Consider the following 25825-nt stretch of genomic DNA (forward strand, 5'->3'; position numbering starts at 1 on the left):
CGTTCGGCATCCACAACCAAGGAGTCCGCATGACCTCGTACTTCGATGAAAAAGCACACCAGGTAGAGCCTGGAAGCCTTTCCGCATTCGGCATAAATCTCATCAGTCGTTACTCCAAGGCAGATGAATTGATTGAAATGCTGTCGTTCGCGCAGAAGGCCGCACTTGCTGGCGTCGCTGACGCTGTCGATGAAGTCTTCTACGACACAAAAGCATGTATCTGCTCCTTCAAGTTCACCGGCGATGTCGCGTTTGGCGACCCGATGGAACGAAAGCTATTCGCCGCAGCGATTGAAACCATTGGGCAGTTCGATTGGTTTGACACCGTGCATCACCGTGGCGAGGAAGATGAGTAGTCGAGAAACACCTCCAGTATCTCGGGCAGCGAGCCGCGCAAAATGCGGCTGGCACGGTCAAGCTGTTTTGCATACTCCGATGAGTCTTTGCCGTGCGCGTGTAGCACGGCGTGAAGGTCTTCGTGCATTGCCGCAACAACTCGTCGCGTGTATGCCGAACCCGGCAGTCGAGCGGACCTGCGCGAAAAGCCGCGCAGGCCGCTCACTTCTACGTTAGGCCGTATATATGAGCTCAGCAGCTGACTTTACCCGTACACCCGAGCCGCCGTACTACGCCGTCATTTTTTCCTCTCGGCGAGCCGGAGGCGATAACGGTTACGGAAATATGGCTGAGAAAATGGTTGCCCTGGCCGCCAAACAACCCGGCTTTCTGGGCGTTGAAAGCGTCCGTGGAGTCGATGGCTTTGGCATTACAGTCTCATACTGGACATCCCAAGAATCTATCGCTGCGTGGAAAGCTCATGCTGAGCACTGTGTCGCTCAAGAAATGGGGAAGCGTTCATGGTACGAACACTATGAAATCAGAGTCGCGAAAGTTGAGCGTGCTTATGGCAAACCATCGGCCTAACATTGCGGTCAAGCGGGACGCGCCGCAAGCGGTGCGCCCCTTACCTTAAACGTTGGGGCGCACACCAATGATGCGCGTATCGAACGAGCAGAAGAATTTGAATCGCCTCGCTGGCGAGTTTCTCGTTGCGTCACGGCTCACGCAACGCGGCTACATGGTCACGCTTCAATGGGGAACTACCATTGGCTACGACATTCTCGTCTTCGACAAAGCCGGAAATGTCGCCTTCCTTGAAGTGAAGTCTTCTGCGAAGTATTCACGCCGCTGGATACTTCAGAGCAAATACGCCTCGCCAGAAAAAGACACTATCCCTCTTGCACGCCGATTTATCTGCTGCGTCGATCTCGCAAATGGGCAGCTCGCGCCTGAAGTGTTTGTCTTTCCAGCGGCCACTGTAGCCAAGGGACTTCACTACTTTTTCAGCAGCAAGTTCCCGAATAGCGACAGTTATCACTTGTCGCTCGATTTCAAGCCTCAGGGTCGCACCAAAGAGTCAGGGGTTCAAACCGTCGGCGAGTTCATCGGTGCCGACAGCTTCATAGACAACTACTCTTTGCTGGGCATTGAACCGGTGGTGGCATGAAGGTCTGCGTCCCAACCCATCAATCCACTGGACCTGCGCGAAAAGCCGCGCAGGCCGGTGATTTCAAACGTTAGCACCCTCATTTCCCATTCATCCAAACATCCCCTGCATCCACCACTGATTATTCCGGCTGTCCCGATACACCCACAATTGCTGCCCCTGTGGCGTGAGCGCGATGAAGTAATCACGCGCAACATCAGAACCATCCCACCAGCCTGATTCGATGCGCTCCGGTCCGCGCAACAGGCGCAGGCCGAGCAGGGACTGCGGTTGCGCCGCGGGCAGCAGCCAGACGGGGCGCGTTGCCGGTGCGACACTGTGCTGCGCGGTGTTGCCCTGGGCGGGTGGCAGGGTTTGCCAGCCGTGTTCCGGCCGGTGGTCGGCGGCAATGGTCAGACCACACACCGCGTCCTCGCCCAGGCGGGCGCGCAGGCGTTCGGTGAGTGCGGCCCTGTCATTGCCGGTCGGCTGATCGGCGGCGAACAGTTCGTGATGCGGTTCATCGAGGGCGGGGAAGCGTTCGGCGTGCAGGGCGATGGCTTGCACCGGGGCCGGCAGCTCGAAGCGTTCCAGGCGTTCGCGCAGCAGGGCGAGCAGGTGTTGGCTGTCGCGCGTGGGTTGCAGCAGGCCGAGGGTGATGCGGCTGTCGGGGCGGAGGTGATGTTCCAACTGGAGATGCAATTCCTGCACGCCGGCGCTCCTGGCGCGCAGCAGGCCGGTGAGTTCCAGCAGCAGGCGGCGCAGGGGAAACAGCAGGGCCTCGATGTGTTCCACTTCCGCCGGCAGGGCAAGGCGCGCGGCGAACCGTGTGGGCGGCGTGTAATTGGGGCGCGGGTCGGGCAGCAGGCCGAAGGCGCGATCGAGATAAATGAGCAGGTCCGGTGTCAGACGGCGGGCCAGCCCGGCGCGCGGCAGGCGCAGGCAGTCGCCGAGGGTGGCGAGGCCCAGGCCATGCAGGGCCTGCCTGGTCTGTTCCTTTACCTCCAGCAGGGCGATGGGCAGCGGGTGCAGGCGGCGGGTGAGTTCGGCGCGATCGATGGCCGGTGTCGCGTCGCCGGCGCGGGCCAGCAGCCAGGCGCCGAGGGGCGTGGGGGCGATGCCCAGGCGTGGGTGATAGCCGAGTCCGTCCAGACCGTGGCTGATTTGTTTCTGCAAGGCGTTGAGGCCGCCGAATAGGGCAAGACTGCCGCCGATCTCCAGCAGCAGGCCGTCGGCTTGCAGGCTGATCTGTGAGGTGTATTGTCCGGCCCAGGCGGCGAGTTGTTCCAGCGCGGCCTGCTCCGCCGTGGGGTCGCGTGGGTGGGCGGCCAGTTCGGCGCACAGGGCGCGGGCGGTGCTCAAGGTCATGTCGCGGCGGATGCCGGCGGCGGCCGCGGCACGGTTGCGGGCGTGAACGCTGGAACGGTTGCCGGATGCCTCGAATACCACGAAGGGTTGTGACGTGGGGCCAAATAGTTCCAGGGCGAGGTGGGGCAGGTGGATGGCGAGCCAGAGCATGGGGATATCCAATGTGTATGGATGTGCAGTATAGCCCGGCTGGCCGCGGAGGGAAGTGTGATTGCCATAGCAGTCCGCTGCAGCGATAGGCTATAACGTGGTGGGGAAATATCGGCTAGGGAGGTGGCTATGTCTTGGGAATCGTTGCTGTTGGTGCCGGGGTCGCCGTTGCTGTCCGCCCTGATCTGGCTGGTGGTCGGCGTCGCGCTGCTTTATCTGGCGCGGCCCGCGGCGCACCACGCCATCGCGGCGGGCTCGCGCCTGTTGCACCATGCCTGCAAGCTGGCGGCCCGCTCGGTGCTGCTGGCGGAACAGCGCCTGAAGCAGCGCAACAGTGAGGTGCTGCTCGCCGCCGGGCGCGAGGCGGCGGAACGCATCATCGAGCGCGAGTTCGAGCGCATCGATGCCGCGGTGCGCCGCGACCTGGCGGAGTACCCCGCCCTGCAACGCCAGATGAGCGAGGCCGTCGACCGCCTGGAGCAGGACTATCACGCCAGCTCCACGGTGCCGCCGGAACCGCCGGCCTGGGCCAAGGTGGTGGACGCGGTGGCGAAGATCGCGCCCAAGGAGCCGGTGGTAGGCGAAATCCTCGAAGATATCCACGATTCCATGGTGCGCGCCCAGCGCAGCGCCCTGGAGCAGTACCGCAACGACAACAGCAAGCGCCATCGTATCCTGAGCCGCATGATGCCGCTGTGGCGGCGCGTGGCGCGGGTGCTGGGCGAGATGGACAAGCGCGTCACCCGCCTGCTGGAGCGTTCCACCAGCATCGATCGCCACATGACCGCCTACGAGGATATTCTCAACCGCAGTCCGCGCGCCGAACGTATGCTGTCCTCCTCTTCGCTGACCCAGTTCTTCATCGCCGGCTTCGTGCTGGCCATCGCCATTGGCGGCGCGGTGATCAACTTCCACCTCATCGCCCGGCCGATGCAGGAGATGGTGGGCGGCAGCAGCTTCATCATGGGTCACAAGGTGGCCAATATCGCCGCCCTGGTGATCATCCTGGTGGAGATCGCCATGGGGCTGTTCCTGATGGAGTCGCTGCGCATCACCCGCCTGTTCCCGGTGATTGCGGCGCTGGACGACCGCATGCGCGTGCGCATGGTGTGGATCACCTTCACCATCCTGCTGCTGCTGGCCAGCGTCGAGGCGGGGCTGGCCTATATGCGCGAGAAGCTGTCGCAGGACGACGCCAGCCTGGTGGCCTCGCTCATCGGCGATCGCACGGTGACGGCGGTGGCGGCCAATCAGTGGATCACCACGGCGGCGCAGATGGGTATGGGTTTCATCCTGCCCTTTGCCCTGGTGTTCGTGGCGATCCCCTTGGAGTCCTTCATCCACTCCTCGCGTACCGTGCTCGGCCTGCTGGCCCAGGGCGTGTTGCAGGCGCTGGCCTTCGTGCTGCGCTTCGCGGGCAATGTGTTCCGCCACGGCGGCTCCATGCTGATCCGCCTGTATGACCTGCTCATCTTCCTGCCGCTGTGGCTGGAGGAGCGCTGGCGCCGGCGCCAGCAGATGGCGCCGGCCGCGGTGGAGGCGGTGGCGCTGGAGGAGAGGTCATGAAGCGGCGCGCCTTCCTGCTGGCCGCTGCCGCGGCCCTGCTGCTGCCGGCGTGCAGCGATGAGACCAGCCACAGCCGCGGTGTCTATCTGCTGCTCGACACCTCCGGCACCTACACCAAGGAACTGGACAAGGCGCAGCAGATCATCAACTTCGTGCTGGCCAAGCTGGGGCCGGGCGACTCCTTTGCCGTGGCGCGCATCAAGACCGGCAGCTTCAGCGAAAAGGACATCGTCGCCCGCGTCACCTTCGACGGCCAGCCCAGTCGCGCCAATCTGCAGAAGCGCCAGTTCCGCGAGACCATCGACAAGTTCGTCGCCGGCGTGAAGCCCAGTTCCTACACCGATATCACCGGCGGCCTGTTGCAGGCCATCGAGTATCTGGACGAGAAGGGCAGCGGCCGCAAGACGGTGCTGATCTTCTCCGACATGAAGGAGGAGCTGGCGGCGGGTTATGTGCGCGACGCCATCCCGCTCAAGCTGGACGGCTTCGAGGTGATTGCGCTCAACGTCAGCAAGCTGCGCAGCGACAATGTCGACCCGCGCGAATACATGGACCGGCTGGCCCAGTGGCGCCAGCGCGTCGAGGCCGGCGGCGGCTCTTGGCGTGTGCTCAACGACCTGGAGCGGCTGGAGACCCTGTTCGTCGACTGACGGGTGTAAACTGATGTGCCCGAGTTTTCCGCTGGTCACATCCCCATGCAGCGCACCATCCTCCATGTGGACATGGACGCCTTTTTTGCCGCGGTGGAGATCCGCGCCCGGCCGGAGCTGGCGCAGCAGCCGGTGATCGTCGGCGGCGCCGCCGAGCGGCGTGGGGTGGTGGCGGCGGCCAGCTATGCGGCGCGGCGCTATGGCATCCACAGCGCTATGCCCACCGCCACCGCCCTGCGCCTGTGCCCCCAGGCGGTGCTGCTGCCGCCGCGCCACGAGCTCTATGCCGAGGTATCGCAGCAGATCCGCGCCGTCTTCGAGCGTTACACCCCGCAGGTGGAGCCGCTGTCCCTGGACGAGGCCTTTCTCGATGTGAGCGGCAGCGAGCAGCTGTTCGGGCCGGGGGAGGCCATCGGCCGGCGCATCAAGCAGGAAATCCGCGCCGAGCTGGGGCTGGTGGCCTCGGTGGGGGTGGCGCCCAACAAGTTCATCGCCAAGATCGCCTCGGACATCGACAAGCCGGATGGCTTCGTGGTGGTTACTCCCAAGCAGGCGCAGGCCTTTCTCGATCCCTTGCCGGTAGGGCGCTTGTGGGGCGTCGGCAAGGTGGGGGCCAAGGCGTTCGAGCGGCTCGGCATCGGCACCATCGGCCAGTTGCGCGCCTACAGCCCGCGCCTGCTGCAACAGCACTTCGGCAACTTCGCCGAACAGTTGTGGCAGCTGGCCCACGGCAACGACAGCCGGCCGGTGGTCAGCGAGCGCGAGGCCAAGTCCATTTCCCAGGAAACCACCTTCCCCCGCGATATCGGCGAGCGTGAGGTGCTGCGCGCCTGGCTGCTGGATCTGGCCGAACAGGTGGCCTGGCGCCTGCGCCGGCACGGCCTCCAGGGGCGCACGGTGCACCTGAAGGCGCGCCTGGCGGACTTCTCCACCCTGACCCGGGCTCAAACCCTGGCACAACCGACCGATATCACGGATGAAATCCGCCGCGCGGCCCTGACCCTGTTCGAGCAGCGCCTGCCGCAACCACTGCCGCCGCTGCGGCTGATTGGGGTGGGGGTGAGCGGTTTCGACGCCGTTCCCAACGGTCAGGCGGACCTGTTTGCGGCCCCGCTGCGGGAGCGCCAGAGCCGTGTTGATGCCGTGGTGGACCGCATCACCGAACGCTATGGTCGCGGCAGCCTGTTCCGGGGTGGCCGGCAGGGCGATAAATAGAGCTAATTTGTTGTTTTTGCAATGTGTGATATATATCCCAACCCTGGTGCTGGGGTTGCCTTAGGCTTAGCTCATGGAAAGATCGGGCCAAATCCTGTTCAACGCGCCCGAAGGAGTAGAGAGATGAACATTCCGACCACTGTGCGTAATTACCTCGCCCGCAAGGGTGGGCAGTACAAGGTACATGCCGCAACAGCGGGTCTGTCGCTGGCCGATGCGGTGCGTGCCGCCCGCGTGCCGGTGCAGAAGCTGGTGCGTAGCGCCGTGCTCAAGGATGGCTCCAGTTACCTGATGGCCGTCTACCCGGCCACTCAGCGTCTCGACCTGGAGGTGCTCAACGGCAACTCCCGCCGTAACTTCACTGCCTGCAACAGCGACGAATTGAAGTCCCTGCTGACCGACAGCGAGACCGCTGCCCTGCCGCCCCTGGGCGAACCCTACGGCCTCAAGGTCATCGTCGACCGCGCCGTGGACGAACTGGACGAGGTGTTCTTCACCCCCGGCGTTGGCCATCTGTTCGTGCGCGCCCAGCAGGCCGACTTTGCTCGTCTGACCAGCGGTGCCCTGCGCGGCCACCGCATCTCCAGCCCGATCAGCAAGGCGACCACCCCGGCGCAGACCAAGCGCGATGGCATGAAGGAGAAGGTGGAGAAGGTACATTCCCTGCCGCCGATGCCCGGTATCGCCAGCCAGATCCTCGCGCTGCGCAATAACCCCTATGCCAACGCCAGCGAGCTGGCGGCGGTGATCGACCAGGATCCCAGCCTGACCGCGCAGTTGCTGCGCTATGCCGCCTCGCCGTTCTATGCCTACCAGGGCAAGCTGACCTCGGTGGAGCAGGCCATCGTACGGGTGCTGGGCATGGACTTCGTCATGGACTTCTCCCTCGGCCTGGCCCTGGGCAAGTCGTTCCGCAACCCCAAGGATGGCCCGCTGGGACTGGACAACTTCTGGCGCGACGCCTTGCACGTGGCGGCGCTGAGCCAGACCCTGTGCAATGCCATCGAGTTCAGTCATCGCCCGTCCCCCGGTGTCGCCTACATGGCCGGTCTGCTGCACAACTTTGGCTTCCTGCTGCTGGGCCACCTGTTCCCGGATCAGTTCAAGCGTCTCAACGCGGCGGTGGCAGCCCAGCCGGAACGTCCGGTGCTGGAGCTGGAGCGCGAGCTGGTCGGCGTGACCCACACCGAGATGGGGCTGTGGCTGATGGATGCCTGGAACCTGCCCAAGGAGATCGTCGAGACGGTGCGCGAGCATCACAACGGCGACTACCGCGGCGACTTTGCCATCTACCCCAATCTGGTGCACATCGCCAACCGCCTGATCAAACGCTTCGGCATGGGTGATGCCACCGGCATCGATCTGCCAGCGGACTTGCTGGCGGCCGTGGGCCTGACCGAGGAGCAGACGGAGGCCGCCCTCGGCACCGTGCTGCAGATGCGCGAAGGTTTACAGTTCATGGCGCGCAAGATGGCTGCCTGAGTTTTTCCCCCGCACCAAAACGAAACGGCCCTCGCGGGCCGTTTCGTTTTTCAACACAGCGCTTATCCACCCTACGAAACTTGTATCTCCGCCCTACTGGCAGCTCCCCACCGAATCGAAGCGGCAGCGCTTGCGATCGACCCACATGGCGCCGCCCAGTTTGGCATCATCGAAGCGGGTCTCGAACAGCCGTGCCTCCACCAGTGAGGCGCGGGTGAGGTCGGCGTTGCTGAAGTCGGCGTATTGCAGGTTGGCCTTTTCCAGCCGCGCCTGTTCCATGAGGGCTGCCTTGAGATCGGCGCGTTCCAGGTTGGCCTGCAACAGATTGGCGCGGGTCAGGTTGGCACCCGCCAGTTTGGCTTGTTGCAGCGAGGTCTGGCGCAGCTCGGCGCCGCTCAGGTCGGCACTACCAAGATCGGCCTCATCGAGCACGGTTTGATAGAAGCTGGCGCCGCCCAGTTGTGCGCCGCGCAGAATGGCGCCTTGCATCTCGGCCCGGTCGAAGCGAGCGCCGCGCAGCAGGGCATGGCTGAAATCGGTCTGCCGCGCCTGGGCGCCGGTGAGGCGGGCAGTGGGCAGATGGGCCTGTTCCAGGCGGGCGTTGCTCAGATCGGTGAAGTTGAGGTCGGCGCGATCGAGGCGTGCCTCGCGCAGGTCGGCGCCGGTGAATTTGCTGCGGGTGAGCACGGCGCCGCGCAGGTCGGCGCCACGCAGGTCGATACCGCTTTTGTCGCAGTCACGCCAGATCACGCCCGGCGCGGGGGGATCGTCGCAGGCGCCATGGGCCGTGCCGGCGATGGTGAGCAGGGTGAGGAGCAGTAGCAGATAACGTGGCATCGGTTGGTGCGCAGTCTGGTGGTTGGTGTGAACACTGTACGCGATGGTGTGGCATTTTACAGCCGTCGCTGTTTACCAGTAATCCTTGTCCCAGCGCTCGGGGTGCGCCCAGAAGCGGGGATTGAACCAATCGGGCGTGGTCTTGTAATCATCGAGGTCGTAGCGGTACAGATGGAGGCCGGCCTCGGGGTAGCTTTTCACTCTGACCAGGCCGAGGGCCAGCAGTTCGTTGCCGTCCCACTGGCTGGCGTGTTCCGCATGCGGCATGGCGGCGAGTTGCAACAGGAAGCGGCCGCCATGCACGTCGCGCAGCCGGGCGAGCAACTGTGCGCCGCGGTTCTTGGACAGCCGCTCCAGCAGATCCGCCACGATGACCAGATCGAAGCGGCCCAGGGTGGTGGGCGCTTTGGCCAGGTGCTGGGCCAGGCGGCCGGGTGCGGCGGAGATATAGTCATGCACTGCCGGTGGGCAGGGGGCACCCAGACACAATACGCTGCGCGGCTGCATCTGTTCGAGTAGCTGCACCATGTCTGCTTTATACTGCGCGTCCATGTTTCTATTGTGGACGTCGTTGCCAGGCAGGGGAAGGGGAACGGCATCAATCAGGCGGGCGCGAGCAGTGAGAAAAATCTGGCAGGCAGTGTGGTTGTGGGGCAGCTTGTGTGTTGCCGTAGCGGCCGCGGCAGAAGAGGCACCGCCCGAGGCCGGTGTGGTGATCCCGGATATGGATATCGCCGCCAACCTGCGCCGTATGTTGGAGGCCGCGCGTGCGGAGCAGGCGGGGGTGGAGTCGGCGGCGGACCGTCTGCCTGCGGCGCCTGCTCACGCCGTGCCGGCCGTTCCGCCGCCGGTGGTCGCCACGCCGCCGGTTCAGCCAGCGCCTGCACCTGCGGCGCCTCCCGCTCAGACCTCAGACTATGTGCCGCTGCCCGAGCGCGAGTTCACCATCCGCAGCGTGGACGACATCCGCGAATTGGCGCGTGAACTGGAAGAGGCCAAGCAACGCCAGCGGCGCTAGCTGTGTCAGTCGAGCAAATGTGAAACGAGGCCGTCGGCCAGCTTGGGCTCGAACCAGGTGGATTTGGGCGGCATGACCTCGCCGGCATCGGCCACCGCCATCAGTTGTGCCATGGAGGTGGGGTGGAGGGCGAAGGCCACGGCCATCTCGCCTGAGTTGACGCGGCGCTCCAGTTCGCCCAGGCCACGGATGCCGCCGACGAAGTCGATGCGTTTGTCGCGGCGCGGATCGGCAACCCCCAGCACCGGTTCGATCAGATTGTCCTGCAACAGGCTGACGTCGAGGCGCTTCACCGGATCATGCTGCGGAATGCGCTCCGGCTTGATGGACAGGCGGTACCACTGCTGCTGCAGGTACATGCCGAACTCGCCGGCCTGCGCAGGCTTGTACTGGGCGTTCACTTTTTCCACCGTGAAGGCACTATTCACCGCGGCGAGGTAACTGTCCGGCGTGTGGCCGTTGAGATCCTTGATGACGCGGTTGTAGTCGAGGATCTGCATCTGATCGTCGGGGAAGATCACCGACAGGAAATAATTGTAGGCCTCTTCACCGTTGTGATTGGGGTTGGCGGCCTTGCGTGCGGCGGCCACGCGCGAGGCGGCGGCGGAGCGGTGGTGGCCGTCGGCGATGTACAGGCAGTCCATGGCATCGAAGGTCTGGGTGATGAGGTCGATGCTGGCCTGGTCGGTGACGCGCCACAGGGAGTGGCGCACGCCGGTGTCGGCGGTGATGTCGATGTCCGGTGTGGCGGTGGTGGCCTTGGCGACCAGGCTATCGATCACTGCGTGGTGCTTGTAGGTGAGGAACACCGGGCCGGTCTGCGCGCTTAGGCTGTCGATCTGGCGCACACGATCGTCTTCCTTGTCCGGGCGGGTGAACTCGTGCTTGCGGATGCGGTTGCTGTCGTAGTCGCTGACGCGGGCAGCGGCCACCAAACCGGTCTGCTGGTGATCGCCCATGATCAGGCGGTACAGGTAGTAGTATGGCGCCGGATCCTGTTGCAGCACGCCTTCCTTCAGCATGCGTTCGAAATTTTCTCTACCCTTGGCGTAGACGCGGGCGTCGTAGGGATCGGTGTCGGGCGCCAGATCGATCTCCGGTTTGGAGATGTGCAGAAAGCTCCACGGTCTGCCCACCGCGCGCTGGCGCGCCTCGTTGCTGTCGAGCACGTCGTAGGGCGGGGCAGCCACCTCGGCGGCGCGGTTGGGGGCGGGGCAGAGGCCGGCGAAGGGGCGGATCAGGGGCATGGCACGTTCCTGTCGGTTATCGTCTTTGTCGTTTTGAGTTGTTTATGCGTCGATACGCATGTCGGCGAGGGGGTCCTTGGGCGGCATCTGCAGGTAGAACCCCTTTTCAGCCAGACTGGCGAGCACTTCCGTCGCATTGGCGCGGGCCAGCCTGCGTTCCGCTGTCAGTTCCAGCTCCATCACGAATTCGGGTGTGCCCATGGTGTCCATCAGGATGGCCGGCACGGCCTCGAAATCATCCTTCTGCGGCAGGTAGAGATAGAGCTGGTCTTTCTTGCTGCTTTTGTAGATGTAGCACTTCATGACGGTGTTCCTCGATGCTCAGGCCGGGGTCGCGCTGGTCACGGCCGAGTCCACGCGCAGGGGCAATTGCTCTTCCGCCGTTGGCAGCAGGGCGATGAGGCGATCACCCTCTTGCAGTTCTGCGCTGTTGCTGGTGACGACACGCAGCACGCCGCCGGCCGTGAGCACGAACAGCGGTATGTGTCGCGGGCGCTGCTCGGCTTCTGCGGCGCTGAGAACCGTGATGTCGCCGCCGCGGGCCAGCATGCCGGACAACTGGGTCAGGGTGAATTCGCCGCCGAACAGGCGGGTGGCGGCATAGTGGCGGCCAATGGCGCTCTTGCCGGTGGCGCGTTTTTCCTCGGCGGTGAGCAGGGAATAGACGTATTCGCCGCCGAACTCGCTGCGGTAGCGCTGGCAGGCCAGGGCGTTGAGCGCCGGGCGGTGCGACATGGCGAGCAGGTGGCCGATGCCGATCAGGTCCAGGCTGCGATCCGCCTGCTCCGACAGCGGGTTGCCCAGGTAGGTGCTGAGACCGTCCATGCGTGCCTGCTGCACATCCTCCCAATCGGTGTCGGCCAGCACGGCGCGGATACCGAGTTCGTTCAAGGTGCGGGCGATGGCGCGGGCAAAGCCATGGGCGCCGATGATCAGCACACCCCGTGGCGCCGCCTCGGCCACGCCGAGCAGCCGCCCCAGCGGGTAGGCGGTGAGGTGTTGCAGTAGCAGCGAGGCCAGCACCAGCAGCACTACCAGTGACAGCAGGGGTTCGGCGTCGCTCAGGCGGTGGTCGAGCAACTGCAGGGTGAGCAGGGCGGCGGCGGCGGTGGCCATGATGCCGCGTGGGGCGATCCAGCCGGCCAGCAGGCGCTCGCGCCAATTCAGGGCGGAGCCGAAGGTGGCGATGAGCACGGCCAGCGGCCGCGCCAGCAGCAGGATGACGCCGAGCAGCAACAGCACCTCGGCGCTGGGGGCCGTCAGGAGAGACGGCTCCAGCCGCGCCGCCACCATCAGGAACAACAGCGAGAGGATCACCGCGCTGAGGCTCTCCTTGAAGTCCACGTTTTCGCGCAGCGGCAGGTCCTTCATGTTGGCCAGGGCCATGCCCATGACGATCACGGTGAGCAGCCCCGCCTCCTGCTCCAGCGCACTGGCCAGGGTGAAGGTGCCCAGCACCAGGGCCAGGGTGGTGAGGTTGATCAGGTGGGCCGGCAGCAAGTGATTGCGCAGCAGCAGCGCCAGCAGGTAGGCGCCGGCAATGCCCAGGGCGCTGCCGGCGAGCAGGGCGCTGGCGAAGGCGAGTAGGGGGTCGCGCTGATCGCCGGCCATCAGCCAGGCGTGGAGCAGGACCGCGATGAGGGTGGCGAGGGGGGCGAGCAGGGCCGCCTCCTGGCGCAACAGGGTGCCGAGGCGGGCGCCGGGGCGGGCCCGGCGCAGCAGCGGCAGCAGCTCGCTGTTGCCACTCACCAGGGCCAGGGTGCCGAACAGGGCCGCCAGCAGCCAGGGCAGACCGAGCAGCAGGTGGGTGGCGGCGGTGATGAGCAGGCCGTTGAGCAGGGCGCCGAGGCTGACCAGCTTGAATACCGTGCCGCCCAGGCCGGTCAGGTCGTTGAGGCGGAAGCTCAGGCTGCCCTCGAACAGGACGATGGCCACGGCCAGGGACAGCAATGGCGGCAGCAGGTCGCCGAACAGGGCGTCCGGTTGCAGCAGGCCGCTGAACGGCCCGGCCAGGATGCCGGCGCCCAGCAACAGTAGGATGACGGGGAGGCGCAGGCGCCAGGCAAGCCACTGGCAGGCGACGGCGACAATGGCGAGGCCGGCCAGGGCAGTGATGGTGTGGTCAAACATGAATGAACGACATCCTCGGCAGCAACCCGCCGGCCGCCGGCCGGTCGGGGCGGGAAGTTTAACCCGAATCCGCCGGAAGTGGTGGGGGGCTGCGGTGATTTCAGACGGTGATCTGGCCTTCCACCTCGGTCACCTGCAGACGCAGGCCATCCAGTTCATCGCGCACCTGCTCCAGCCGGGCGATGAGTGTGGCGAGCGTCTGATTCTCCTCCCCGTCCTGCTCGATGCCGTTGAGCAGCTCGATGGCGGTGGTGACGGAGAAACTGGCATCTGAGAGGTCGTGGCGGATGTTGTCGTAGGTATTCATGGTTGTGGTGAGTGCCGGATATATGCCGTAGGCACAGTATGGGATTCGGCGCGGCGTCCGTCCACCGAGCGTAATTCTCAACAATCGCCAGCAATTGATGGAATAATCCCCAGCCTTGCCGACACTCTAGCCACATACGCCGGCCTGCCTGCCGGTTACCCAATTTATAACGTCCCGAGGAGTTGCAATGTCCATTTCGCGTCGTCAGTTTCTTCAGTTGATGGGTATCGCCGGTGCCGCCGCCATGACGCCGGGCCTGGCCTTCGGCAAGAAGGGCGGTTCCGCCCTGTACGACATGCCGAAGTTCGGCAACGTCAGCCTGCTGCACATCACCGACACCCATGCCCAGCTGCAGCCCATCTATTTCCGCGAACCCAATGTCAACCTCGGTCTGGGCAGCTCTTTCGGCAAGGCACCGCACCTGGTGGGCGACAAGCTGCTGGCCCACTACGGCATCAAGCCGGGCACCATCGAGGCCCATGCCTTCACCTATCTGAACTTCGCCGATGAGGCGCGCAAGTACGGCAAGGTCGGCGGCTTCGCCCACCTGGCCACCCTGGTCAAGCAGATCCGCGCCGAGCGCGGCGACGGCAATTCGCTGCTGCTGGACGGTGGCGACACCTGGCAGGGTTCCGGCACCGCCTACTGGACCCGCGGCAAGGACATGGTCGGCGCCTGCAATCAGCTTGGCGTGGACATCATGACCGGCCACTGGGAGTTCACCTACCTGGACACCGAGGTGCTGGACAACGTCAAGGATTTCAAGGGCGAGTTCGTGGCGCAGAACGTCAAGGTGAAGGAAGAGGCGCTGTTCGACGGCTTCCCCTCCTTCGACGAAAACAGCGGCCATGCCTTCAAGCCCTACACCATTCGCAACGTGGGCGGCGTGAAGGTGGCGGTGATCGGCCAGGCCTTCCCCTACACCCCCATCGCCAACCCGTCGCGCTTCATCCCCAACTGGACCTTCGGCATCCGCGACGAGGCGATGCAGGAGATGGTGGACAAGGTGCGCAATGAGGAGAAGGCCGAGCTGGTGGTGGTGATCTCCCACAACGGCATGGACGTGGACCTGAAGATGGCCTCTGTCGTCTCCGGCATCGACGTGATCTTCGGCGGCCACACCCACGACGGCATGCCGGCCCCGTCCATCGTCAAGAATCGCGGCGGCCAGACCCTGGTCACCAATGCCGGTTCCAACGGCAAGTACCTGGGCGTGATGGATCTGGACGTGCGTGGCGGCAAGGTGCGCGATTTCCGCTACCGCCTGCTGCCGGTGTTCTCCAACCTGCTGCCGGCCGACGCCGAGATGCAGGCCTACATCGACAACGTGCGCAAGCCCTACCTGCCGCAGCTCAACGAGAAGCTGGCCACCGCCGGCGAGCTGCTCTATCGCCGCGGCAACTTCAACGGCACCTTCGACCAGATCATCTGCGACGCCCAGCGCGTGGTGGGCGATGCGCAGATCGCCCTGTCGCCGGGCTTCCGCTGGGGCACCACCGTGCTGCCGGGCCAGGACATCACCATGGAGCATGTGCTGGACCAGACCTGCACCACCTATCCGGAGACCTATGTGCGCGAGATGGACGGCGCCGAGGTGAAGCTGATCCTGGAGGATGTGCTCGACAACCTGTTCAACGAAGACCCGTACTTCCAGCAGGGCGGCGACATGGTGCGCGTGTCCGGCCTGGATTATGTGTGCGACCCCACCGCCAAGATGGGCAGCCGCGTCACCGAGATGCGCCTGGACAACGGCAAGGCCATCGAGGCCACCAAAAAGTACAAGGTGGCTGGTTGGGCCACGGTCGGCTCGCAATCGCCGGGCCGCCCCATCTGGGACGTGGTGGCCGACTACCTGCGCGACCAGAAGGTGGCCAAGGTGAAGAAGTTCAACACGCCGAAGCTGAAGAACGTTGCCGGTAACCCCGGCATCGCCGACTACCCCGCCTGACCGTTATGCTGCAACCGTCTGCCACGCTGAGGCGGCAGGCGGTTGCAGCACCGCCATTGCGGCGGACTCCCCGTTGTTTCCCCGTGCGCGTACAATGACCTTTTCCCTTGCGCAGGTGGGCCCATGCACATCCTCGTCATCGAGGACAATCCGGACCTCAACGCCAATCTGATCGACTATCTGGGTGGGCGCGGTCACAGCGTCGACGTGGCCTATAACGGTTACGCTGGGCTCGGCTTTGCGCTGGAAAACCCCTACGACGCCATCGTGCTCGACTTGATGCTGCCGGGCATCGACGGTCTGGAGGTGTGCACGCGCCTGCGCCGGGAAGGCATCGTCACGCCGGTGCTGATGCTCACGGCCCGCGACAGTCTGGAAGACAAGTTGGACGGTTTTGCCAGTGGTGCCGACGATTATCTGATCAAGCCTTTCGCCCTGCTGGAGCTGGAGGCGCGCCTGCTGGCATTGAGTCGGCGCCCGCGCCCGGAGAGCGGCAGCCAGCCGCTGCGCGTGGCCGATCTGGTACTGGATACCGGCACCTGGCGCGTGACCCGCGGCGGCCAGCCCATCGAGCTGTCGCCGATTCCCCTCAAGCTGCTGGAGCTGCTGATGCAGCGGGCGCCGCAGGTGGTGAGCCGTGCCGAGCTGGAGCGTGCCATCTGGGGCGACTCGCCGCCGGACAGTGATGCGCTGCGCGCCCATCTGCACAGCCTGCGCAATGCCATCGACAAGCCCTTTGCCGTGCCGCTGCTGCATACCGTGCGCGGCTTCGGTTATCGCCTGAGCGAGTCCGATGCGCTTTAGCCCCAGCCTGCGGCTGCGCGTGGCGACGGGGTTTGCCCTGTTGTGCGTGGTCGTCAGTCTGGCCCTGGGCGGCTGGGTCTATTTCACCTCGCGTGATCTCGAAGAGCGGCTCATCAATGAGGCGCTTACTGCGGAGCTGGACGACTACGAGGCCCGTCTGGCGCGCAATCCGCAGTCGCTGCCGCCGCTCACCGCCACAGTGCGCGGCTATCTGTTGCCGCGTGGCGCCGTGCCCGATGAGCTACCGGCGGCGTTGCGCGCCCTCGCTGTCGGCTATCACACCCTCGATGTGGAGGGCACCAGCTATCGCGTCGCCGTCACTGCCAGCGACCACTGGACGCTGTACATGCTGCACAGCCGTGCCCAGGTGGAATACCGCGAACAGCGTCTGATCGCTGTGGTGTTGTTCGGCATCCTCGCCACCGCCCTGCTGTCGGCGGCGGGCGGCTGGTGGCTGGCCGGCCGGGTGATTGCCCCGGTGGGCGAGCTGGCGCGGCGCGTGCGCGAGCGCGACGCGGCCGATCTGGTGAGTCCGTTTGCCGAAGGTCTGCCGCACGACGAGGTGGGCGAGCTGGCGCACGCCTTCGAGCGCTATCTGGCGCGCATGCTCGCCTTCGTCGAGCGCGAGCGCGCCTTCGCTGCCGATGCCAGTCACGAATTGCGCACGCCGCTGGCGGTGCTCCAGGGTGCGGTGGAGGTGTTGCAGGCCGATCCGCAGCTCGACGCGAAGATGCGCGCCCGCGTCGAGCGCATGGCGCGCGCCGTGCGCGGTATGACCGATCTTACCAGCACCCTGCTGATGCTGGCGCGCGAGCGTCCCGGTCCGGCCCCGGCCTACACGCCGTGCCCGGTGGACGAGGTGCTACGCGAGGTGATCGAGCAGCACCAGCACTTGTTGCAGCACAAGCCGGTGCAATTGCAGCTACACATCGAGGCTCATCCGCAGGTGGCGGTGGAGCGGCCGCTGCTGGCCATCGCCCTCGGCAATCTGGTGCGTAACGCCTTTGCCTACACCGAGCAGGGGCAGGTGACGATCACTCTTTCCGGCGCCGAGGTGACGGTGGCCGACACCGGACCCGGTGTGCCCCCCGAGGATCTGTGTAGTCTGTTCGAACACACTGCGCATTCGCGCCGTGCAACCCGCGGCGCCGGTATCGGTCTGCCGCTGGTGAAGCGCATCGCCGATCGTCAAGGCTGGCGCGTATCCGTCAGCAGTGAGACCGGGCAGGGCGCCGCCTTCCGTCTCGTCTTCCGGGTGTGATTTTCACCGTTTCTTGACAATTCCTTGACCGCCGCTTGACCGGTCCCGGCGTAGGCTTGGGGTGCTCTACCCCTTCGCCGGCGCGGGTGTCGCGTCACAGTCGAGGAGCCGTATGTCGTCCGCAAAGACTCTCACCGTGTCCCGTAGCGCAGGTGCGCTGTCCTGTCCGCTCTGGCTAGCCCGTTTGCTGCCCTTCATCCGCTGGTGGCCGATGGTCAACCGTGGCACACTGCGTGCCGATTTCATGGCCGGTCTCACCGGCGCGGTGGTGGTGTTGCCGCAGGGCGTGGCCTTCGCCACCATCGCCGGCATGCCGCCGGAATACGGCCTGTACGCCGGCATCGTGCCGGCAATCATCGCCGCACTGTGGGGTTCATCCTGGCATCTGGTGTCCGGTCCCACTACGGCAGCCTCCATCGTGGTGTTCTCCAGCCTGTCGGCCTTCGCCGAGCCGGGCAGTATCGACTATGTACGCCTGGCGCTCACCCTGACCTTCATGGTCGGCGTGCTGGAGCTGGTGATGGGCCTGGCGCGTCTCGGCACGCTGGTGAACTTCATCTCCCACTCGGTGGTGATCGGCTTCACCGCCGGTGCGGCTCTGCTCATCGCCGGCAACCAGATCAAGCACTTCTTCGGTCTCGACATGCCGCGCGGCCTGCAGTTTCACGAAACCTTGCTGCACCTGTTGCAGCAGTTCGGCGACATCAATCTGTACGTCACCGGTGTCGCAATACTCACCCTGCTGTCGGGTCTGGCCTGTAAGCGCTGGTTGCCGCGTATTCCCTACATGATCACGGCGATGGTGGCCGGCAGTGTGGCGGCGGCAATCCTCAATCAGTGGCTGGGGCCAGATGTCACCGGCATCCGTACCGTGGGCGCGCTGCCCGACGGCCTGCCGCCGCTGTCGGCACCGGACTTCAGCCTGGAGACCATCAAGCAACTGGCACCGGCGGCCCTGGCTACCACACTGTTTGCCCTCACCGAGGCGGTGTCCATCGCGCGCTCCCTCGGCGCGCGCGCCAACCAGCACATCGACGGCAATCAGGAGTTCATCGGTCAGGGCCTGTCCAACATGGTTGGCAGCTTTTTCTCCGGTTATGTCGCCACCGGTTCGTTCAACCGCAGCGGCCTCAACTTCCAGGCCGGTGCGCGCACGCCGCTGTCGGCTGTGTTTGCCGGTGTGCTGCTGGCCGGGGTGATCGTGCTGGTGGCACCGCTCGCCGCTTATTTGCCCAATGCGGCGATGGCGGCGATCCTGTTCCTGGTGGCCTGGGGTCTGATCGATTTCCATCACATCCACAAGATCATCCAGGCGAGTCGCGAGGAGACGATGATCCTGGCAGTCACCTTCTTTTCCACTCTGTTCCTGGAACTAGAGTTCGCCATCCTCGCCGGCGTATTGCTGTCGTTAGTGTTGTACATCAACCGCACCTCCAAACCCAAGCTGCTGCCACGTGTGCCCAATCCGGCCTCACCGCGCCGCGAGTTCGTCACCGACGGAACACTGCCGGAATGCCCGCAGCTGAAGCTGCTGCGCCTCGATGGGTCGCTGTTCTTCGGTGCCGTGAACCACGTCGCGGAATCCATGCGCCGCCTGACCGAGGGACAGCCGCTTCAGAAGCATCTGCTGATCTCCGCCACTGGCATCAATTTCATCGATGTGGCTGGCGCCGAATTCATTGCCCAGGAGGCCAAGCGTCGTCGTGCCGCCGGTGGTGGGCTGTATCTGATCCGTGTCAAGCCTTCGGTGCTGGAGATGCTGGAGCGAGGTGGCTACATGGATGACATCGGCCGCGATCGCATCTTCACCGGCAAGACCGTGGCGCTGTCCAGCGTAATTTCGCTGCTGGATGCCGATGTCTGCCGCGGCTGTACCACGCGCATCTTCCACGAGTGCGCGCAGCGGCCGGGTGCGGCGCAGCAGGCACAGGCATGAATACCGTACGCGCCTGCCTACTCGCGGCAGTGGATCTCGATCGGCGCGCCGCCGGGGTGATCCGGCATGCCGCGCGTCTGGCGCAGTCCATGGATCTGGTGTTGGTGGTGGTGCATGTGGTCGAGCATGAAACCGGATTCGAAAGCGATCATGTGCCGTTTCTGAGTCCGGTACAGTTGCGTGGAGCGATGGCACGGGCAGCGCATGAGCGTCTGCAGCGGCTGATGCAAAAGATGAATTTGCCGCCGGCTGAATGCGTCGTGCTTGCCGGTGCGCTGCGAACGGAGCTGGCGGAACTGGTACTGCAGCGACGCGCACGCTATGTGGTGACCGGGCCGCTCAAGTGGGGCGCTCTCAGCAAGCTCGCCAAGTTGGCCGCCGATGTCCGTCTGCAAGAGGTGGGGTGTGATGTGTTGCATGTGGGAGATGATGAGCACTGGAGCGCCCATCTGGCGCGCTGGTGGTCCGGTGTGAGGGCACCATATTCCTGATTGTTACGCTCTGCTGTTGTGGCCTTTACAGCAGCCTCCCCGGCCAACCGGGGTGGCTATTTTTTTGTGCTACATCACGCTGCGGTTGATGAGGAAGTGCAGCCAGATACTGCCGGCGTAGCCGAGGGCGATGGCCCAACTCCACTTGAGGTGGGCGAAGAAGGTGTAGATGCCGCGTGCCTGGCCCATCAGGCCAACGCCGGCTGCCGAGCCGATGGACAGCAGGGAACCGCCGACGCCAGCCGTCAGCGTCACCAACAACCACTGGCCGTGGGACATCTCCGGGGACATGGTCAGCACGGCGAACATCACCGGGATGTTGTCCACCACCGCTGACAGCAGGCCGATGGCGATGTTGGCACGGGTGGCGCCGATGCCCTGATACAGCCACTCCGAGGCATGGGCCAGATAACCCATGGTGCCGAGGCCGCCGACGCACAGCACCACGCCATAGAAGAACATCAGGGTGTCCCACTCGGCGCGTTTCATGCTGATGAAGATATCGAACGGCTTGTGCCGTGCCTTCACGTAGGGCGCCAGCTCGCCCAGGTCCAGGGCCTCAGGCTCACGCCTGCTCTCGTGCTTGAGTTCCTGACGGCGCAGCAGGTAGCCGTATAGCTTGAGTACGCCGAGGCCGGTCATCATGCCCAGCACCGGTGGCAGGTGCAGGAACCTGTGCATGGACACCGCCAGCGCTATGGTGGCGATGAACAGCATCACCACCACATAGCCGCCGTACTTCACCTCGAACTTTTCCGACACCGCCTGCGGCTGGCCCTGCGGTACGGCAAAGGACATGAGCACCGCCGGGATCAGCCAGTTGGCCAGGGAGGGCAGGAACAGGGCAAAAAACTCGTTGAATTCGATAGTGCCCTTCTGCCACACCATCAGCGTGGTGATATCACCGAATGGGCTGAAGGCGCCGCCGGCATTGGCGGCCACTACGATGCTGATGCAGGACAGCACAATGAACTGGGTATTACCGGCGCCCACGGCTATCACCACGGCGGCCATCAACAGGGCGGTGGTCAGGTTGTCGGCGATGGGGGAGATGAAGAAGGCCAGTATGCCGGTGATCCAGAATACCCAGCGCAGGGAAAAGCCGCGCGATACCAGCCAGGCACGCAGGGCGCTGAACAGTTGCCGCTCTTCCATGGTGTTGATGTAGGTCATCGCCGCCAGCAGAAACAGCATCAGTTCTGCATATTCCATCAGGTTGTGGCGGATGGCGGCGCCGGCGGTGTGGGTGTCTCCGTGCATGGCGTAGGCGGCACCCACCAGGGTCCAGATGATGCCGGCGGCGACGAGGACCGGCTTGGACTTGCGCAGGTGGAGGAATTCTTCCGTCACCACCAGGGCATAGGCCAGCACGAAGACCACGACGGCGGCGATGCCGAACCAGGTGGCGGTCAGATCCTGGGTAAGCCCCCCATCACTGGCCAGGACGGCGGGGCAAAACAGCAGGGTAGACAACAGACCAGACAACGACGGCAACGAGCGCATGGCAACTCCTGTCACACCTAGGGAGGCACGGATAGGTTGAGAATTGGGCGCGTGATTGCTGCATAGCGCACCCGTCGCCACGGGTGTCTTGGTGGAACTCAGTGCCATCCACGTTCCATGCGGGCGGCGATGAGGGATAACGGCATGGCAATCAGGGCTAGCATGTCCAGGCGGTGGGAGAGCAGGGGGACAAAGGGCAGTAGCACGGCGAGGGCGGCAATCAGCAATGCCGGCCACGACTTCAGGCGGCGGAACGGGGGGGCGGCAGGGCGGGACGCGGCCACGGCAAACTCCACGGAGCTAGGGAACGTGTGCCGCAGCCTAGCGGAGTCGGGGTGAAGTGGTGGTCAAAACCGCGTGAAAATCCCGTGAAGTGGGGACAAAACCACATCCCCTCGGCCCGCGTGGACGGCGAGTCGGTTATCGTTATGTTAATCTGCGCAGACACGTGAGACTTTCACGTCCTGTCACCTGACCCGACGACGTCATTCGGACATCGATGCGTACTTCCTTTCTGTTCCGCAACAAAATCGCCCTCGGTGTGTTGGCCGCCCTGGTGCTGCTGCTGGCCGTCCTGTTGTGGCGTCAGCACATGGCAGAGCGGGCGGCGATGGAGCAGCATCAGCGCGCCCATGTGACCGCGGCCGCTGACATGCTGGCGGCGGCGCTGCGGCCCAGCGTGCTGGCCGGCGATCGGGCCGAGGTGGAACGGCTGGCGCGTGGCCTGGTGGATGGGCGCTGGCTGGGTTATGTGCGCGTATACGGCCGTGACCAGTTGCTGGTCGAGGTTGGGACGCCGCCGACGCCGGGTAAACGCAAGACACGGCCGCTGGTGGCCGACGCGCTGATTGCCGACGGTGATTATGCCTGGGGGCGTGTCGAGGTGGCGCTGGTGCCGGGCGATCCCGGGCATGCCCAGGGCTGGCTCGGGATCGACCTGTTCGCCGGTGTGCTGCTGCTGATCGGCATCGGTCTGGCGGCTGCATTTGCCTTGCTGAGCCTGCTGTTTCGTGACCTGCGCCGCCTGAAGGAAGGGGCGCGGCGCATCGCTACCGGTGAGTACGGCTACCAGTTGCCGGTGGACGGCAACGATGCCCTGGCGCAGGCGGTGGCGGCCTTCAACGCCATGTCGCACAGCCTGTTGCAGGCACACCATCTCGACATGGAGCGTGAACGCGCCCTGCGCCTGAGCGAGATGCGTCTGGCGGAGGCGCAACGCATCGCCTCGCTCGGTCACTGGGAATGGAATTACGCCACCGATCGCGTCTATTGGTCGGACGAAATCTATCGCATCTTCGGTCTGTCACCGCAGGCCACCGGCGCCAGCTACGAAGATTTTCTTTCCTTTGTGCATCCGGCCGACCTGGCTGAGGTGCGCGAAGCGGTGGAGCAGGCGCTCAGCCGGCAGCGGCCCTTCAATCTCGCCCATCGCATCGTGCTGCGCGATGGCGAGCAGCGCTGGGTGCGCCAGCGCGGTGAGGTATTCCGCGCTGCCGACGGCACGCCGCTGCGCATGGTGGGCACGGTACAGGACATCACCGAGGCGCGCCGCGCCACCGAGGCGGTGCGCAACCAGCAGTACTGGCTGGAAACGCTGCTCGATGCCATGCCCGACTTCGTCTGTTTCAAGGACGGCGCCGGCCGTTGGCTGGTGGCCAACCGTTTCGGCCTGCAGATATTCGGCCTGGAATCGGTGGAATATCGCGGCCGCACCGATCATGAGCTGGCCCAGTACAGCCGTTTCTACCGCGATGCCCTGGAAGCGTGCGCCGGCAGTGACGGTGCCGTGTGGCAGGCCGGTCAGCCGCAATGGACGGAGCAGGTGATTCCTCGCCACGACGGCCCCAGTCTGTTGTTCGAGATCACCAAGGTGCCCCTGTACAACGACGACGGCAGCCGCAAGGGCCTGGTGGTGGTCGGCCGCGATGCCACCGAGCGGCGCCGCGCCGAGGCGGCGCTGCAGGAAAAGAGCCGGCAGATCATCTCGTTGCTGGAGAGCACGACCGACGCCTATCTGGCGGTGGACAGGCATTGGCACATCACCTATTTCAACGCCGAGGCGGAGCGCCTGCTGGAGGTGCCACGGCAGGAGGCGCTGGGGCAGGAGTTATGGGATGTGGCGCCGGAACTGGCCAGCAGCTTCTACAAGCGTTTTGCGCAGGCATTGACGCGACAGCAGCGTGAACAGTTCGAGGGCTATTATCCACCGCTGCAGAAATTCTTCGAGACCCATCTCTACCCTTCCGCGGAAGGTCTGTGGGTGTTCTTCCGCGACGTTACCGAGCGGCGGCGCAACGAGGCGGCGCTGCGCGAGAACAGCACGCGCAGCCAAGCCGTGTTGCAAAACATCCTCGACGGCATCGTCACCATCGACGGTAACGGCGTGGTCACGGCCTTCAACCACGCGGCGGAACAGATCTTCGGCTATGAGGCCGCGGATATCGTCGGCCGCAGCGTCACCCTGTTGATGCCCGAGCCCTACCGCTCGCAGCACGATGCCTTCGTGCGGCGCTATCTGACTGCACGGGACAGCGCGCAGGCCCTGGGGCGGACGCGCGAGATAGTGGGGCTGCGCAAGGACGGCAGCAGCTTCCCGCTGGAGATATCCTTGTCCGAGGCGACTCAGCACGACCAACCACTATTCATAGCCGTGCTGCGCGACCTCACCGAGCGCCGTGCGGCGGAAGAGAACATGCGCCTTGCCGCCAAGGTATTCGACAACAGCGTGGAGGGGTTGCTGGTCACCGACACCAGCGGACGCATCGTGCGGGTCAACCGCGCCTTCAGCACCATCACCGGTTATGCGGAGGAGGAAATCATCGGCAAGACACCGGCCATGCTCAAGTCCGGGCGCCATGATGAAGATTTCTACCAGACCATGTGGGCGCGCCTGCGCGCAGAGGGCAAGTGGCAGGGCGAGATATGGAACCGGCGCAAAAACGGGGAGGTGTACCCGGAGTGGCTGTCCATCAACATGCTGCCCGACGCCTCCGGCCAAGTCAGCCACTACGTCGGCATCTTCAGCGATATCACCGAGAAGAAGGAAGCGGAGCAGCGCATCTATCATTTGGCCTACTACGATCCGCTCACCGAACTGCCCAACCGCACCATGTTCCACGGCCGCCTGTTGCAGGCCATGGCCGAGGCCAAGCGCAACCGGCGCATGCTGGCCCTGCTGTACATTGACCTGGATCGCTTCAAGAACATCAACGACACCCTGGGTCACTTCATCGGCGACGAACTGCTCAAGGAAGCGGCGCGCCGCCTGTCGACCCATGTGCGTGAGTGTGACACCGTGGCCCGCCTCGGCGGCGACGAGTTCGTCATCATGCTCACCGACGTGCACCACGAGACCGACATCGTCCACATCGCGCAGCAGGCGCTGACGGCCATGGGCGCGGCCTTCCAACTTCAGGGCCATGAGGTATTCGTCACCACCAGCGTCGGCATCAGTGTCTATCCACAGGACGCGCAGACCCTCGACGACATGATCAAGTACGCCGACACCGCCATGTATCACGCCAAGGAGGCGGGGCGGAACAACTACCAGTTCTACCGCAGCGAGATGAACGCTTCCGCCTTCGAGCGGCTGGTGATGGAAAACAGCCTGCGCCGCGCCCTGGAGCGTGGCGAGTTCCAGCTTTACTACCAGCCGCAGAATGCGCTCCGCGACGGCCATATCGTCGGCGTGGAGGCGTTGTTGCGTTGGCATCATCCGGATCTTGGCATGGTGATGCCGTCGCAGTTCATCCCGGTGCTGGAGGAGACCGGGATGATCGTGCAGGTAGGGGAGTGGGTGCTGCGCAGTGCGTGCAATCAGATTGCTGCCTGGCAGGGGATGGACCTCGGTCCGCTGCGTGTGGCGGTGAATCTTTCGCCGCGTCAGTTCTGCCAGAGCAACCTGCTGCAAACCGTGCGTGATGCGCTGAAACACAGCGGTGCCGATGCCGCCTGGCTGGAACTGGAGATCACCGAGAGCAGCCTGATGGGCAATGCCGAGGCCAGTGCGTCAATGCTGCGCAAGCTGAAGGAACTGGGTATCTCGCTGTCGGTGGATGACTTTGGTACCGGCTATTCCTCACTCAGCTATCTCAAGCGCTTCCCCATCGATACCCTGAAGATCGACCAGTCCTTCGTGCGCGACGTGAACAGCAATGCCGATGACGCCGCCATCGCCGGTACCATCATTGCCATGGGCCACAGCCTCAATCTGCACGTGCTGGCGGAGGGCGTCGAGACCGTGGAGCAGTTGCAGTTCCTGCGTGAACAGGAGTGCGATCAGGTACAGGGCTATCTGTTCAGCAAACCGGTACCGGCCGAAGAGGTGGAGCAGATGTTGCGCGAGGGACGCCGGCTTGTGCTGGATGGGGGGAAGTAAAGCGGCACCTCCGCTCGGCGCAGGGTGTTGCCTCTCCCCCACGAGACG

General features: G+C 64.6%; 22 protein-coding genes and 1 pseudogene. 14 read left to right on the top strand and 9 right to left on the bottom strand.

What is annotated here, in order from left to right; all coding sequences use genetic code 11:
* From ACMV8A_RS00005 to ACMV8A_RS00015, 3 genes and pseudogenes are all read left to right on the top strand, one after another.
* Positions 1 to 356, top strand: a pseudogene (locus ACMV8A_RS00005) (hypothetical protein); the annotation flags it as partial.
* A gap of 226 nt (positions 357 to 582) precedes the next feature.
* The gene (locus ACMV8A_RS00010) at positions 583 to 924 is read left to right on the top strand and encodes an antibiotic biosynthesis monooxygenase family protein (RefSeq protein WP_495323670.1); all 342 of its coding nucleotides are present in this window, start codon (positions 583 to 585) and stop codon (positions 922 to 924) included.
* Positions 925 to 991: 67 nt separating this feature from the next.
* The gene (locus tag ACMV8A_RS00015; RefSeq protein WP_495323671.1) at positions 992 to 1507 is read left to right on the top strand and encodes a hypothetical protein; all 516 of its coding nucleotides are present in this window, start codon (positions 992 to 994) and stop codon (positions 1505 to 1507) included.
* A 90-nt stretch (positions 1508 to 1597) separates the two neighbouring features.
* On the opposite strand, the gene ACMV8A_RS00020 is transcribed toward ACMV8A_RS00015, so the two are convergent.
* On the bottom strand, positions 1598 to 3004 hold the full coding sequence (locus ACMV8A_RS00020; RefSeq protein WP_495323672.1) for a Y-family DNA polymerase: 1407 nt from the start codon (positions 3002 to 3004) through the stop codon (positions 1598 to 1600).
* 129 nt (positions 3005 to 3133) lie between these two features.
* Between ACMV8A_RS00020 and ACMV8A_RS00025 the strand changes: the two genes are divergently transcribed.
* The 4 genes from ACMV8A_RS00025 (at position 3134) to ACMV8A_RS00040 (ending at position 7917) form a co-directional block, all read left to right on the top strand.
* Positions 3134 to 4570, top strand: a complete 1437-nt coding sequence (locus ACMV8A_RS00025; protein WP_495323673.1) for a hypothetical protein — start codon at positions 3134 to 3136, stop codon at positions 4568 to 4570.
* On the top strand, positions 4567 to 5220 hold the full coding sequence (locus ACMV8A_RS00030) for a VWA domain-containing protein (protein ID WP_495323674.1): 654 nt from the start codon (positions 4567 to 4569) through the stop codon (positions 5218 to 5220). Before ACMV8A_RS00025 ends, ACMV8A_RS00030 begins: the two co-directional genes overlap by 4 nt.
* 15 nt (positions 5221 to 5235) lie before the next feature.
* The gene (gene dinB / locus ACMV8A_RS00035) at positions 5236 to 6435 is read left to right on the top strand and encodes a DNA polymerase IV (protein ID WP_495323675.1); all 1200 of its coding nucleotides are present in this window, start codon (positions 5236 to 5238) and stop codon (positions 6433 to 6435) included.
* 123 nt (positions 6436 to 6558) lie between these two features.
* Complete coding sequence (locus ACMV8A_RS00040) at positions 6559 to 7917, top strand: HDOD domain-containing protein (protein WP_495323676.1); 1359 nt, start codon at positions 6559 to 6561, stop codon at positions 7915 to 7917.
* Between the two features lie 93 nt (positions 7918 to 8010).
* On the opposite strand, the gene ACMV8A_RS00045 is transcribed toward ACMV8A_RS00040, so the two are convergent.
* Both ACMV8A_RS00045 and ACMV8A_RS00050 read right to left on the bottom strand, forming a co-directional pair.
* Positions 8011 to 8754: a pentapeptide repeat-containing protein gene (locus tag ACMV8A_RS00045; RefSeq protein ID WP_495323677.1), complete on the bottom strand. Its 744-nt coding sequence runs from the start codon at positions 8752 to 8754 to the stop codon at positions 8011 to 8013.
* A 72-nt stretch (positions 8755 to 8826) separates the two neighbouring features.
* Positions 8827 to 9282: a DUF6231 family protein gene (locus ACMV8A_RS00050; RefSeq protein ID WP_495323678.1), complete on the bottom strand. Its 456-nt coding sequence runs from the start codon at positions 9280 to 9282 to the stop codon at positions 8827 to 8829.
* A 91-nt stretch (positions 9283 to 9373) separates the two neighbouring features.
* Between ACMV8A_RS00050 and ACMV8A_RS00055 the strand changes: the two genes are divergently transcribed.
* Positions 9374 to 9772 (top strand): hypothetical protein, encoded by a 399-nt coding sequence (locus ACMV8A_RS00055; RefSeq protein WP_495323679.1) that lies wholly within the window; start codon positions 9374 to 9376, stop codon positions 9770 to 9772.
* A 5-nt stretch (positions 9773 to 9777) separates the two neighbouring features.
* Here ACMV8A_RS00055 and ACMV8A_RS00060 read toward each other — a convergent pair whose 3' ends face one another.
* The 4 genes from ACMV8A_RS00060 to ACMV8A_RS00075 all read right to left on the bottom strand — a co-directional run bounded on the left by ACMV8A_RS00060 (position 9778) and on the right by ACMV8A_RS00075 (position 13456).
* The gene (locus tag ACMV8A_RS00060; RefSeq protein WP_495323680.1) at positions 9778 to 11019 is read right to left on the bottom strand and encodes a DUF1015 domain-containing protein; all 1242 of its coding nucleotides are present in this window, start codon (positions 11017 to 11019) and stop codon (positions 9778 to 9780) included.
* A 42-nt stretch (positions 11020 to 11061) separates the two neighbouring features.
* On the bottom strand, positions 11062 to 11322 hold the full coding sequence (locus tag ACMV8A_RS00065; RefSeq protein WP_495323681.1) for a YcgL domain-containing protein: 261 nt from the start codon (positions 11320 to 11322) through the stop codon (positions 11062 to 11064).
* Between the two features lie 18 nt (positions 11323 to 11340).
* A complete protein-coding gene (locus tag ACMV8A_RS00070) occupies positions 11341 to 13149 on the bottom strand; it encodes a cation:proton antiporter domain-containing protein (RefSeq protein WP_495323682.1) in 1809 nt (602 codons plus the stop codon).
* A gap of 100 nt (positions 13150 to 13249) precedes the next feature.
* A complete protein-coding gene (locus ACMV8A_RS00075) occupies positions 13250 to 13456 on the bottom strand; it encodes a hypothetical protein (protein ID WP_495323683.1) in 207 nt (68 codons plus the stop codon).
* 187 nt (positions 13457 to 13643) lie between these two features.
* On the opposite strand from ACMV8A_RS00075, the gene soxB reads away from it, so the two are divergent.
* The 5 genes from soxB to ACMV8A_RS00100 all read left to right on the top strand — a co-directional run bounded on the left by soxB (position 13644) and on the right by ACMV8A_RS00100 (position 19896).
* The gene (soxB, locus tag ACMV8A_RS00080) at positions 13644 to 15404 is read left to right on the top strand and encodes a thiosulfohydrolase SoxB (RefSeq protein ID WP_495323684.1); all 1761 of its coding nucleotides are present in this window, start codon (positions 13644 to 13646) and stop codon (positions 15402 to 15404) included.
* 123 nt (positions 15405 to 15527) lie between these two features.
* On the top strand, positions 15528 to 16208 hold the full coding sequence (locus ACMV8A_RS00085) for a response regulator transcription factor (RefSeq protein ID WP_495323685.1): 681 nt from the start codon (positions 15528 to 15530) through the stop codon (positions 16206 to 16208).
* Positions 16198 to 17469 (top strand): sensor histidine kinase, encoded by a 1272-nt coding sequence (locus ACMV8A_RS00090; RefSeq protein WP_495323686.1) that lies wholly within the window; start codon positions 16198 to 16200, stop codon positions 17467 to 17469. Before ACMV8A_RS00085 ends, ACMV8A_RS00090 begins: the two co-directional genes overlap by 11 nt.
* Positions 17470 to 17605: 136 nt before the next feature.
* Positions 17606 to 19405, top strand: coding sequence for a SulP family inorganic anion transporter (locus tag ACMV8A_RS00095; protein ID WP_495323687.1), 1800 nt, complete (start codon positions 17606 to 17608; stop codon positions 19403 to 19405).
* The gene (locus ACMV8A_RS00100; protein WP_495323688.1) at positions 19402 to 19896 is read left to right on the top strand and encodes a universal stress protein; all 495 of its coding nucleotides are present in this window, start codon (positions 19402 to 19404) and stop codon (positions 19894 to 19896) included. Before ACMV8A_RS00095 ends, ACMV8A_RS00100 begins: the two co-directional genes overlap by 4 nt.
* A gap of 69 nt (positions 19897 to 19965) precedes the next feature.
* On the opposite strand, the gene nhaD is transcribed toward ACMV8A_RS00100, so the two are convergent.
* Both nhaD and ACMV8A_RS00110 read right to left on the bottom strand, forming a co-directional pair.
* Positions 19966 to 21399: a sodium:proton antiporter NhaD gene (gene nhaD, locus ACMV8A_RS00105; RefSeq protein WP_495323689.1), complete on the bottom strand. Its 1434-nt coding sequence runs from the start codon at positions 21397 to 21399 to the stop codon at positions 19966 to 19968.
* A 98-nt stretch (positions 21400 to 21497) separates the two neighbouring features.
* Positions 21498 to 21683, bottom strand: a complete 186-nt coding sequence (locus ACMV8A_RS00110; RefSeq protein WP_495323690.1) for a hypothetical protein — start codon at positions 21681 to 21683, stop codon at positions 21498 to 21500.
* A gap of 215 nt (positions 21684 to 21898) precedes the next feature.
* On the opposite strand from ACMV8A_RS00110, the gene ACMV8A_RS00115 reads away from it, so the two are divergent.
* The gene (locus tag ACMV8A_RS00115; protein WP_495323691.1) at positions 21899 to 25777 is read left to right on the top strand and encodes a PAS domain S-box protein; all 3879 of its coding nucleotides are present in this window, start codon (positions 21899 to 21901) and stop codon (positions 25775 to 25777) included.
* Positions 25778 to 25825 lie beyond the last annotated feature (48 nt).

It is taken from the genome of Sulfurivermis sp., assembly GCF_059410345.1.